A 12,371-nucleotide genomic window follows, 5' to 3' on the forward strand; every position below is an offset into this window, starting at 1 on the left:
TTTATAGAAAAAAACGATTGCTATACCGTAACTTCCAGAGCGTACCAATAAGAAGTACGCCACCCTAGTGAGAGTGAAAAAATCACTTAAAAAGGAAGTTATTATGAAAACTCTTATAGCAGTGAGCGTCTTGTCAGTCCTATCTTTCGGTGCTTATGCTGAGCGCCAATCCGCAGAACCCATTAAGGTGATCGAACCGGTTGCTGGTCTTAATGCGAAAAAGGTAGAACTGGGTAAAACGTTGTGGTTTGAACCTCGATTATCCGCCTCCAACACCATTTCTTGTAACTCTTGCCATAACATCGCAAAAGGTGGCGTCGATAACCTACCAAGTTCCATTGGTCATAAATGGGCGATTGGTCCTATAAACTCACCAACGGTGTTTAACTCAGACTTAAACTTCGTTCAGTTTTGGAACGGACGCGCCAAAGATTTGCAGGAACAAGCAGCAGGTCCAATTGAGAACCCCCTCGAAATGGCATTCACTCACCAATTGGCTATCGATACGCTAAAATCGATTCCTCAATATCGTGAGTGGTTTAAAGAAGCTTATGGCAGTGAGACAATCACCATCGATAATGTAACCGATGCGATTGCGACGTTTGAGCAAACGTTGCGTACACCAAATGCGCCGTTCGATCTTTGGTTGAAAGGCGACGACAACGCACTAACAACAGCGCAGGTTGAGGGTTATAACTTATTCAAGGCAAAAGGTTGTACAGCGTGTCATAGTGGTCCATTGGCTGGCGGGCAAATGTACCAAAAAATGGGCTTAGTGAAGCCATTTGCAACAGACAACCCAGACATAGGGCGCAAAGCGATCACGGGGAATGATTTCGATAAGTTTGTGTTTAAAGTACCGACACTGCGTAACATCGAACTCACCTACCCGTACTTCCACGACGGCTCTGTTTGGGATCTAGAAGAAGCAGTAGCAATGATGGCTGACCTTCAGCTTGGTCAGAAGCTGACGAAAGAGGAATCGGTTAAAATCACTGAGTTCTTACGTTCGTTAACCGGTGATCAACCAGAGGTGACTCTTCCTCACCTACCTCCTTCAACTAACGAGACTGCTCGCCCGAATATCTAAAGATAGACATTCTAAATACACAAACCGAGCTACTGCTCGGTTTGTTATTCATCAATTTAGTTCAAAGGGGTGACGCTATCACTAGAAACTAAGTAGTTATTGATGACTCGTCCATATGGATCAAATGCAGTGTGAAAAATTCGAACCACATCATCACTTGGCGAAGAAGTAACTTCTGTCTTACCGGTCTCGATATTCATTCTCGTACCAACGCCAACATGGTTGGGGAAAAATACATACAGATCACCTTCAACCACAAATTTGTCATCACGTTGCCAATCATATAAAAACGACGCCTTAGAGCCATTAACATCGACTAGCTTAGCTAGATACGGTCCCATAGCTTCTTTGCCCTCTGGCGGTTGAGTTAAATAAATGGTTTTAGATAATTGATGGTCAGAATATACGTAAGTCACGGTGTACGCTTTATTCAGAGCAATATCATCCTTCCCTAACTCAATTGGGTATCCGTCTAAAAGACCACTAACTCTGTTATGGCTATCAACTAAGTGACAAGTGTTATCTGAAGGCTCACGATATATTTTGTCTAATTTAATCTCCGCATTCGTCGGAGAGGTAACCGTGACATATTGTAGCCCTGGAAATACCTCATTTAATGAAGGTAGACTGTCAATAAATTCTTCAGAACCCCATTGCCAATGACCTCTGTCTAGACTGATTGTACAATCGCTTGATGAAAGGAAACCCGTTGCTTCGAAAACCCATCTAAACTCGTCTTGCGGATACCAGTTGTATTCGCTTGGCGCTGCATTGAGCTTGTATAGCGCATAGAAAGAAGTCGGAAATGGCTTGTCATCACCTAGGAATTTCAACTCACCATCGACAAACTCAAACCATGCTTGATCTCTAGAAATGCTAGATGCAGTGCTTGCTTCAAAGGCAGTAGTATAGCCAAGCAGGTACTGCTGTGTTTCAGGTCGACTTTCAAGGATAATTAGGTCACGGTAACGCTGTAGGTTTGGATTATTCTCTGCTGGTAAAATATCGAAGTAACGCTCGTGTAATGACTGATAATTGCTTCCGAACCAATGGGCATTAGGAGAAAGAAGAGATTCAAAATCAACCTTATCCTCTCTCAACAGAATCATTTCTTCTAATATTTCACTAGCTCTATGAATGACTTTCAAATCGCGACTTAACTGTTCAATATCACTACCGGAAGGAATTAGTGAATAATTAGACCAAGATTCTTTATAAGAGAGTTCAACAGAATAGTTCTTATTAGGTATATAAGTTATTACCGCCCTATCAGTTTTGTATTCTACATCTAGTGTAGAAAGCACACTGTCTAAATTGGTAAAGTCTGCCTTATATTGTTCCGACAAGAAGTTCACATTAACTTCCACTCCTGCAGCAATCAATAACGGCTCAATAACTTTAACCAACTCGCTTTGTGCATTTTCTATTGCGTCTTTCGTAAACAGGTTTTTATACGTATCGAAGTTATCAAATGTCAAATCGGCATCCACACCCGTAACTTTACTTACAATGAGTCTTGTTAAAGCAGATAGATTCACTCGTGAGTCATTGTTATCAAGCAATAAGGAGTATTCAACATTAGACTCGATACCATGAAAGCCTGTTATCTTAAGCAACACTGGATACTCAATCTCATCGGCATTCTGTATCGAAAATACGCCATCTTTAACAACATTGATAACATCATGCCCAAATAGCGCTTTTGGAGAACCACTAAAGGTCACATGCCCTTTTATCGCACCCCCATTAGAAGCTAGACCATTTATCGTTCTATGTTCAGCCTCAACTTCGTTATTCTTTGACTCAGTACCACAACCCGCCAAAGCCATTAACATTAGCGCACAAACTGACTTATTATTTAAACTCATAGTTAATTTCATAAAATCTTAAAAAGCTCACTGTTTTAAAACAGTAAAAAGGGGCGCGCATTCTATATCATCAATACACCTACAGATAGAAAATAAAAGTTTTTAATTTGACAAATTACATTTATCAAATTAAAAGTTTTGAGTGATTAAAAATAGAGCTTGTTCTTATTTAATAACCTTTAGGCATTCTTTTTATTAAAAAATCAAACTTAACAAACCGTCTCATCTAGCAAACATAAGGCTTTTTCAGCTTGACCTTCATACTGCCCCCCTAACCGTTGCATACTTCATCGCATGCGCTCACCCTACTTTTATTAAGAAATTCAATGTAATTGAATCTTTTTGTACGAACTTCCAATAATATGTTGATTCGTTGGATTAAGTTCGAGGTCTAAGGATAGAGCAAGATGGGATTCAAAACCGTTCAAACACAATCACATTATGTCGATGGCATACTCGTCACTGCCGAATATCACCGCCTGTCGACAAGATTTACCTTGCGAATTGGCGAAGAGATCCTCTATTCAAAACGGCTTTATGCTATTGCGTTTAGAAATGCCCCAATGACCATTAACAACCAGTGTTATCGTGTTAGGGTCATTTGGTGCTTAATTTGGCGAGCAAGGTTAACTAAAGACGACACAGTGGTGATAGAAGAACTGATTGATAAACGACGCTCAAAGTCATTATTTACACTTGTATTCTCTACTATCATGCGAAGTTTAAAGTATGTATTCAGTTAAGCAGTTTCAAATAGAGATCCCCCGTATTTAAAACTGCAACATGATCAGGCAAGTCGATTAAGCAACATTCACCGATTTTTTCGCTCCGCGGTCTTGTTCAAAAAACTCGCCATGTAATGCGCAAATCGCTTGTTGGTATTCATCATCACTGACGACAAACTGCACATTCACGTTTCTCATTGATGAATGGAGCGCTATCGGTGTGACTCCTCGATTCATCAGGGCTAACACGCCTTTCGCCAGTGTTTTGTTAGTATCAATTTGAGAGCCAATCGCAGAAATCAGCGCAACCATTTTACCAGTAATAGAAGCTCGTGGATGGCGTTTTTCCGCCTTATAGAGCACTTTATTTAAGCTATCGACACTGCCACCTAGGTAATACGTTATTGAATTCGCATTCATCTCTTTACCGATAAGATTGACGCGGGCATCAGCAATGATTTCCATCAGTTCGTAACTGACATTATCCACTTTTCCAACCATGGTTTGGTCGAACAGGTGAAGCGCAAATACTTTCTGCTTACCCGCAATAATTTCAATGCGGTCACTTTCCGGACGATAATCCGCAGAGATCAGAGTGCCCTTGTGCTCAGGTTCAAAGGTATTTTTGATCTGCAATTCAATACCACTTTCGCGAAGACCTGCGGCGGCATTAGGGTGAATGGCTTCCATACCAAGGTTTGCCAATTGATCAGCCACATCATAATTCGTAAATCCAATCGGATTGACACTGTCGACACCGACCACTTTTGGATCGGCAGAACTTAAATGGTATTCCTTATGAATAATGGCTAAATCGGCTTTGACTGTTGCTGCAATTCGGCTGAAAGTCATCTCGCTGTAACCACGGTCATACGTATGCATCAACCCTTCTTTGCAGTACGCGTAACCTGTCACGATTGGAAGTTCTTGGGTAACATCAATCCCTTCAAAGGCTTCATGTATTGTGTCATCCAAGCTTAGAGGCTGCTGATTATCCCAACCGGACAGATCAACAAAAGTCGAATTAATCCCCATGTTCTTGAGCTTTAATGCCGTATTGTAGGCACTGTGTGCTTCACCAATTGAAGAGAGAAACTCACGGATTTGAGGTAAGTAATGACGCAGAGAGAACTGCCCGTACTGACAAGTTTCTAGGATGTTAGTCACGCAAGTTTTTGCTTCTGAAATGCGAGACCTAATGAACTTATCAGCTCTCATGCGATTCATCGGGTCAGCAAAAATGTGCTCGTTGGTCAGGAGCATACGGCTTTCAACATACGCTAACGCGTCTTGCCACGCTTCATCTCGTTTGGCTATCAATTGGTAGACACCCGGTTTACTGGTCTTTTTGCATTCCAATAGTGCATCGGTCATTCCGCCATAAGCAGAGACAACAAAAATACGGTTATATGGATTTTGTGGACGAAGGAGAATATTGTCGAGCACAGCATCAAATGCTGTCATCGATGTACCGCCGATCTTTTCTACGGTAAGTGTCATGATGGGCCTTAATGGTTGGTAATTTGAAAGAATGGATAAGAGAAAGGGGCGAAACCTCGCCCCTTTAAAACCTTAATGGGTTAATCAACGAGAGGATAAACGCCGTTTTCATCGTGAACTTCCGCACCAGTGATGGGCGGGTTGAACACACAAGCCATGGTCATTTCTTTGTTTTTATAAGCTCGTAGATAGTGCTCGTCATGCTTGTCTAGAATATATAGCGTACCCGGTTTAATTGGGTACGTTTCACCGCCGACTACTTCGATCTCACCTTCTCCACTCATACAAAATACAGATTCCAAATGGTTTTGATAATGAATGTGCGTTTCCGTACCCTCATAGATGGTCGTGATGTGAAATGAAAAGCCCATGTTGTCATCTTTCAAGAGCATACGGACACTTTCCCAGTTATCCGATACCACGCGCCTTTCGCTATTGCGACACTCGTCGAGTGTTCTAACGATCATGATCTGTTCCTTATTTATGATGCTTGTTTGAAGTGTTTGTTTGCGATGGCTTCTACCGAGCCCTCGAAGATATTAAGCCCTTGGGTAAGTTCGGCTTCAGAAATGGTCAATGGGCAGAAAAACTTCACCACTTCATCATTTGGGCCAGCGGTTTCAATGACCATACCATTGTCAAAACAGGTTTTTGCAATGTTGCCTGCGATGTCACCACTCTTACATTCAATACCAATCATCATGCCGCGACCTTTACGCTGCACGAACAGCTCAGGATAACGCTGTACGCAACGTTGGATCACGCTCTCGACTTTGCTGGAACAAGATTTGATATGAGCTTCAAAGTTACTCGTCGACCAATAGGTTTCTAGCGCTTTGGTTGCCGTTATGAAAGCATGATTGTTACCGCGAAACGTTCCGTTGTGCTCGCCTGGTTTCCATTTATCTAATTCAGGTTTGAGCAAAACAATCGCCATTGGCAGACCATAACCGCCAATAGATTTTGAAAGCGTCACCATGTCCGGCTTGATAGCTGATGGCTCAAAGCTAAAGAAAGTACCTGTGCGACCACACCCAGCTTGGATGTCATCAACAATCAGTAAAATATCGTGAGCTTTGCACAACTTACTAAGTCGTTGCAGCCACTCGTTGGAGGCAACATTCAAACCGCCCTCACCTTGCACGGTTTCCAGTAGAACGGCCGCTGGCTTGTCCATGCCTGCCGAATTGTCAGTCAGCATGGTTTCAAATAATTTCAGACCATCAATACCCGCATAGCCTTCGAATGGAATTCGCGTGACGTTGTTTAAACTTGATCCCGCTCCTTGACGGTGGTGTTGATTACCCGTCGCTGCAAGCGCACCTGCCGTACAGCCATGAAAACCATTAGTAAAGGCCACAATGCTGCTACGACTCGTTACTTTTTTGGCGAGTTTGATGGCAGCTTCAACAGCGTTAGTTCCCGTTGGACCTGTAAATTGAACTTTGTAGTCCAGCGCTCTTGGTTGAAGAATGTATTGGTTTAACGCTTCAAGAAAGGCGCCTTTTGCTTCTGAATGCATATCCAAGCCGTGTGTAATGCCATCCATTTCAATGTATTCAAGCAACGCTTGCTTAAGTACTGGATTGTTATGACCGTAATTGAGAGATCCCGCTCCAGCAAGAAAGTCGAGGTAACGTTCACCCTGATCTGTTTCTAACCAGCAACCTTTCGCACTACGAAAAACAACCGGAAAACTGTTTGAGTATGAACGTACGTTGGATTCCTGCTTTTTAAAAATATCCATGATAAGACCGTTATTTGATTCCTATTAGTGGGTTTATTTGAGGGGGATACGATACAAATATTCAGTATCGTGCTTGCCTTTAAAGTGTTTATCTTCATCCAAGAAGGTGGTCACTTCACCGCCATTGCCATTTTGCGCATCAAGCTTTTTGAATAATGCCCAAGATGCATCATTTGCCTTGGTGATCGTGGTTTCAATGGCAGTAACATTTTCGAGACCTTCTCGGTCAAGAATGTTTTTGAGCATTTTGAAAGCCAATCCATTGCCTCTAAATCGCGGTGCGACGGCGACTTGCCAAATGAACAATACATTGAGCTCATCCGGTTTCTGATAACCAGAGATGAAACCAGCGATCTCACCTTTGTGCTCGACGAGAACACAGGTTTTGCTGAAATGGCTAGATTGGAGGAAGTTACAATATGAAGAGTTCATATCGAGCGGCGGACAATCTGCGATTAAACCATAAATGTCGTCGCCATCAGACACGACAGGTTCACGAAAAATCCATTTTTTGCTTGGGTCTTCTCCAATTTCTGGATACATCACCCAAGGTGCTGAGGTAATCATATGTAGATACATATCCTTCGTACACTAATTAAATTTCCTTTTTATTATGCACACTGATTGTGCATAAAAATCAAACCGACCAGCTCTAAATACCCGTTTATTTGATCTAGATCGCACGAAAGCAAAGTGCAGATGACTTTAAAAATAGTTTGAGCTCTAATGTATTTATAGGGTTAAGAATATTTTTAGACAGATGCGCTGCACATTATCGATATTGTGGCGTAAAAAAAGCTTTGAACAGGAAGAAAGTCGTAGCCAATTTCTGGCTAGATATGAAGAATTCAGAAAAGAAAACGGCACGTTGAAACGTGCCGTTTTTTTAGTTGTTATGAAGGAAGCTCAAACTACGCTTTCGCTTTCTTCATTGATTTTGATGTTGGGCGAGGTTCATCCATTAAACCTTTCACTAGAGATACCGTTGCAACCAACAATACGATTGTGAATGGTAAACCAGTTGTTACCGCCATTGCTTGTGCAGCCGCTAGACCACCGCCAAGCATTAGCGCGATTGCAACTAAACCTTCGAATGTACACCAGAACACACGTTGAGGTGTTGGTGCGTCCACTTTACCACCCGCTGCAATCGTATCGATTACAAGAGAACCAGAGTCCGCTGATGTGATGAAGAACACCACAACCAGAATAATACCCACGATAGAGGTTATTTGAGACAGAGGCATCACATCTAGCATCGCGAACAGTTTAAGTGGAAGCTCTGCATCAAATACCGCTTGGTAACCATCGTTCACGTATTGGCTGATCGCCGTACCACCGAATGCCGTCATCCATAATACACACACGGTTGATGGGATCAGGATTACACACACGATAAACTCACGAACGGAACGACCACGAGAAACACGCGCGATAAACATACCTACGAATGGTGACCATGAAATCCACCATGCCCAGTAGAACGCCGTCCAGCCTTGAGAGTAATTCACGTCTTCACGACCGAATGGCATCGATAGTGCTGGAACATTCGCAAGGTATGACATGATGTTCTCAAAGAAGCCCGTCATGATTGCGAGCGTTGGACCCACGATGATCACGAACAATAGCAATAGTGCTGCTAAACCCATGTTGATTTCAGACAGACGTTTTACACCACTATCTAAACCCGCAACTACCGAGATTAACGCTAACGCCGTAATGATCACGATAAGCACGACTTGCGTTGTCTCTGTCATCGGGATGCCGAACAAGAAGTTTAGACCTGTTGCTGCTTGTGATGCACCGTAGCCAAGAGAAGTCGCAAGACCAAACACAGTTGCAACAACGGCTAGGATATCAATAACGTGACCAACCCAACCCCAAACTCGCTCGCCGAAAAGAGGATAGAAAATAGAACGCATCGTTAGAGGCAAGCCCTTGTTGAACGAGAAGATCGCTAAACCAAGAGCCAACAGTGCGTAGATTGACCAAGGGTGAAGTGCCCAGTGGTAAATCGTCGCTGCCATGCCTAGTGCAGATGCCGCCGCGGTATCCCCCTCTGCTGCGCCTAATGGAGCCCAGTCAGTACGGATACCATTCTCAACGTTCACGCCGCCAAGTGCAGCACTGAAGTGAGACATAGGCTCAGATACGCCGAAGAATACCAGACCGATACCCATACCAGCCGCGAATAGCATCGCTAACCAGCCTGCGTAAGTGTAATCTGGTGTTGCTTCTGTACCACCGATACGAACGCGACCAAGTGGCGTTACGATCAGAATCAAACACACCACGACAAACACGTTGCCCGCAGATAGGAAGAACCAATCAAGGTTAGATACAAGCCAACCACGCAAACCCGCAAAAAACGGCTCTACTTGTTGTCGGAAAGTCAGTGTTAACACTACGAACAGGATGATCGACATGCCTGAAATAGCAAACACACGGTTGTGAATATCAAGTCCGAAAGGACCTACTTTTAACGCGACGTTGTCCTGACCAATCTGGTAATCAGTATCGATCGGGTTCACCTTACCGTCGGGGCGCTGTATACCGCCATTATTGTCGGTGCTCACGATTTATCTCCTTAAAAACGTGGCTAGATTAAATTCAAATTAAGCTTGTGTAGGAAGCTGAGTGATGACTTTCTTGTGTCACTTGCTGCAAAGCTTATGTGCGATCGTTGTGTCGCTTTTAGAAGGGTTGCTCTACTTTATAATTTTACCCTCAACCGCCATGATATCGCATTGCATTTTGTTATCAGGACGACTAATTATTTTTGTTGTCAATTTACCGAACCACTATTGCCAAACCACGGACAATGGCATGTCACCGTCAAAGTGATACTGCAGTTGTGCCTGCAACAACTCGGCGGTTGCAAGTGCATCCGTAAGGGCATGATGAGGCTGATAAACAGGTAAATGGTAACGCTCACGCGCATGTCCGAGTCGCACAGACCCAGGCTTTTTGCCTTTGAGTTTATTTAACCAACCTTCACATTGTCGACGCTGAATTGCGTATTCGATATCCAAGGTGTCAACGACTGGAAATTGAATCCCCTCACCTATACTGTTTAACAAGGCATTATTGAAGAATTGTCGCTCAATGTTTTTGTAGTGCACGACCACAATCTTACCTGCCAACGCATCAAGAATGGCATCAAGAATTTGTTCAAGTTGAGGTGCATTCTTCACTTCAGAATCGGTAATGCCGTGAATCACCACCGACTCTTCATTCAGTTCTCGATTTGGATTCACAACCCAATGACGAGAGCCACTGCACTGTACGCGGCCTAGGGTAAATGGTACCAAGCCTATGGTGAGAATGGCGTCTTCCTCTGCGTTTAAGCCAGTAGTCTCAAAATCGACGGAGACAAACGGTACCTCTTTTAGTGGCGTATCGCCATTCACAATAGGCGTAGAGTAATAACGTTTTAATCGAGTATCTTTCGCTTGTTCGGAAAGTTGCTCGAAGAAAACCGCCCAATCGGGGGTCTGGCTGGTATCAAGCAAATCTCGACTATCTTGCTTCTGTTTAGAAAACCACATCATTTGCCACTTCTCTGGTAACGGAACTTAATGTAGTTCTGTGCGTTGCTTAGGATTTGGAATGCAGCTTTTAAGTTGCGACGCTCAAACTCCGACATTTCTTCTGGCTCGATGTTGTTATCGGGCTCTTCCCCATTTTCAATATCCAGCGCTTGATGTCGGATTCGCACCATGTAGATCAACTCCATAGCGTCTTTTAAATCCATGCCGCGACCTTTCGGTAAGATGCCCGCATTGTTGATGTCATCCAAACGCTCAAACGAGTTTTGCGAACGAGAGCCAATCGCCAACGCGTGCACCCGAATCAGATCCGCCATTGGTGCGGTACCACGACGCTTCAAGTTGATGGAATTGCGATGACGTCCGTCTTTCTCCATCACAAAGTCTTTGAAGAAGCCTAGTGGTGGTGTACGACGGATTGCGTTATAAGCCATACAAGCCAAGAAACGATTGTTCTTCTTAGCACGACGGACAATGAACCCGCTCAGTTGCTCAGCCCATTTCACGCGTCCATGTACACCAAGTAAATCGAAGAAAATACTGCTATGCAGAAGTCGTTCTGGCGTTGGATTATCAATCCAGTTCGCAAAGCACTCTTCCCATTCTGAGCGCGTTTTACGCCATTGTGGGTTAGTTGCCATAATGTCGCCAGTACAGTAGGTGTAACCGCACTCGGCTAATCCATCACAAACGAATTTCGCGAACTGAGCAAAATACTCACCATGCAATGCTGGGTCGTAGCTGTTGTCTAGAATCAGCGCGTTGTCTTGGTCTGTGACGATAAGCTGTTCATCACGCGCCATGGAGCCCATCGCCAACAAACAATACGGGATGGGCGCAGGACCTATTTCTTGCTCTGCTAGCTCTGCCAATCTTTGCTTAAAACTGCTGCCAATAACCGACATCGCTCGTCCAACCATGTGCGCATTTGCGTCTTCGCTCACCATTCGGACAAAGCAGTCTTTCACTTGTTTAGATACCGCTTTGAGATCTTCTACCGAGTTTTGCTGGAAGATAGAACTTACAAGCAACAAGCTGTTTTGCGACTCATAACGGACGATATCCGTCATGCTGATTACGCCAATCGGCTTTTTATCTTTTAGGATTGGCAGATGATGGACGTTGTAACGCAGCATTGTCAGCATAGCTTCAAACACGTAAGCACTGTAATCGAGCGACACAACGTCGTAGCTCATCACTTCACTTACAGGAATATCGCTGTCTCGACCTTCAGCTAAAACGCGAACGCACAGATCTTTCTCGGTCAAGATACCAAGCAGTTGGTCATCGTCGTCTTCAGTAATGTCTTCTTGCGCGCGGACAATCAAAAGCGCAGTGACGCCCTCTTCTGCCATTAAGATCGCCGCTTCACGAACCGTTGCACTGGCTTCTAGCGTCACTGGCTCACGACTTAAGATCTTGCGCGCTTTCGCAGTCGTAAAGTCATTCCCATCTGAGTGGTTTGATACAGCGGTACGCAGCCTCGCGCTGTCTTCCAACTCCATGAAATCGGCGAAGTTCTCAAACTCGTCACATAGCTCCGTAAAGATATTCTCTGGAATGCAGTAAACCAAGGTGTCTTCAATCGCTTTGGCTGGCATACGGACACGGTTGTTCATCAACAACCCCATTTGTCCAAACAAGCCACCAGCATCGATACGGTTGTACAACTCCCCTTTACGGCGGAAGATTTCCACCACACCACTGCGGATCATGTATAAATCACGAATGTCATCGCCTTTCTTGAGAATGTCCGTCCCTGCGCGGTAATAGGCGACTTCGGCATTCATTGCGATGTTTCTTAGGCGCTCTTCCGGTAAATCATCAAAAGGTGGGTATTGGCTAATGAAATTGAGTACTTCTAATTGCTCGGCTTCCATTCTTTATTCCATG

General features: G+C 44.0%; 9 protein-coding genes. 1 reads left to right on the forward strand and 8 read right to left on the reverse strand.

All coding sequences use genetic code 11. The annotated features are described in order from the left end of the window. The first annotated feature begins 103 nt into the window (after window positions 1-103). Window positions 104-1,090, forward strand: a complete 987-nt coding sequence (locus NL647_RS17385) for a cytochrome-c peroxidase (protein ID WP_005446048.1) — start codon at window positions 104-106, stop codon at window positions 1,088-1,090. Window positions 1,091-1,146: 56 nt separating this feature from the next. On the opposite strand, the gene NL647_RS17390 is transcribed toward NL647_RS17385, so the two are convergent. The 8 genes from NL647_RS17390 to NL647_RS17425 all read right to left on the reverse strand — a co-directional run bounded on the left by NL647_RS17390 (window position 1,147) and on the right by NL647_RS17425 (window position 12,358). Next, on the reverse strand, window positions 1,147-2,958 hold the full coding sequence (locus tag NL647_RS17390) for a hypothetical protein (RefSeq protein ID WP_253650445.1): 1,812 nt from the start codon (window positions 2,956-2,958) through the stop codon (window positions 1,147-1,149). Between the two features lie 800 nt (window positions 2,959-3,758). Beyond that, window positions 3,759-5,183: an aspartate kinase gene (locus tag NL647_RS17395; protein ID WP_009697467.1), complete on the reverse strand. Its 1,425-nt coding sequence runs from the start codon at window positions 5,181-5,183 to the stop codon at window positions 3,759-3,761. A gap of 80 nt (window positions 5,184-5,263) precedes the next feature. Beyond that, on the reverse strand, window positions 5,264-5,650 hold the full coding sequence (locus NL647_RS17400; protein ID WP_005446054.1) for an ectoine synthase: 387 nt from the start codon (window positions 5,648-5,650) through the stop codon (window positions 5,264-5,266). Between the two features lie 14 nt (window positions 5,651-5,664). Then, a complete protein-coding gene (gene ectB / locus NL647_RS17405) occupies window positions 5,665-6,930 on the reverse strand; it encodes a diaminobutyrate--2-oxoglutarate transaminase (protein ID WP_253650446.1) in 1,266 nt (421 codons plus the stop codon). 33 nt (window positions 6,931-6,963) lie between these two features. Continuing rightward, window positions 6,964-7,497 (reverse strand): diaminobutyrate acetyltransferase, encoded by a 534-nt coding sequence (gene ectA, locus NL647_RS17410; protein ID WP_182878407.1) that lies wholly within the window; start codon window positions 7,495-7,497, stop codon window positions 6,964-6,966. A 344-nt stretch (window positions 7,498-7,841) separates the two neighbouring features. Continuing rightward, entirely contained in the window at window positions 7,842-9,506 is a 1,665-nt protein-coding gene (locus NL647_RS17415) for a BCCT family transporter (protein WP_005446060.1), read from the reverse strand. A 225-nt stretch (window positions 9,507-9,731) separates the two neighbouring features. After that, on the reverse strand, window positions 9,732-10,481 hold the full coding sequence (locus NL647_RS17420; protein ID WP_009697463.1) for a 3'-5' exonuclease: 750 nt from the start codon (window positions 10,479-10,481) through the stop codon (window positions 9,732-9,734). After that, window positions 10,478-12,358, reverse strand: coding sequence for a DUF294 nucleotidyltransferase-like domain-containing protein (locus NL647_RS17425; protein WP_253650447.1), 1,881 nt, complete (start codon window positions 12,356-12,358; stop codon window positions 10,478-10,480). Before NL647_RS17425 ends, NL647_RS17420 begins: the two co-directional genes overlap by 4 nt. Between the last annotated feature and the right edge of the window lie 13 nt (window positions 12,359-12,371).

The organism is Vibrio sp. Y29_XK_CS5 (genome assembly GCF_024181835.1).
Classification (GTDB): Bacteria; Pseudomonadota; Gammaproteobacteria; order Enterobacterales; family Vibrionaceae; genus Vibrio; species Vibrio harveyi.

Bases quoted from the DNA above. Each gene is read 5' to 3' on its own strand.
- NL647_RS17385 (WP_005446048.1), top strand. From the start codon at position 104: ATGAAAACTCTTATAGCAGTGAGCGTCTTGTCAGTCCTATCTTTCGGT.
- NL647_RS17390 (WP_253650445.1), bottom strand. From the start codon at position 2,958: ATGAGTTTAAATAATAAGTCAGTTTGTGCGCTAATGTTAATGGCTTTG.
- NL647_RS17395 (WP_009697467.1), bottom strand. From the start codon at position 5,183: ATGACACTTACCGTAGAAAAGATCGGCGGTACATCGATGACAGCATTT.
- NL647_RS17400 (WP_005446054.1), bottom strand. From the start codon at position 5,650: ATGATCGTTAGAACACTCGACGAGTGTCGCAATAGCGAAAGGCGCGTG.
- ectB (WP_253650446.1), bottom strand. From the start codon at position 6,930: ATGGATATTTTTAAAAAGCAGGAATCCAACGTACGTTCATACTCAAAC.
- ectA (WP_182878407.1), bottom strand. From the start codon at position 7,497: ATGATTACCTCAGCACCTTGGGTGATGTATCCAGAAATTGGAGAAGAC.
- NL647_RS17420 (WP_009697463.1), bottom strand. From the start codon at position 10,481: ATGATGTGGTTTTCTAAACAGAAGCAAGATAGTCGAGATTTGCTTGAT.
- NL647_RS17425 (WP_253650447.1), bottom strand. From the start codon at position 12,358: ATGGAAGCCGAGCAATTAGAAGTACTCAATTTCATTAGCCAATACCCA.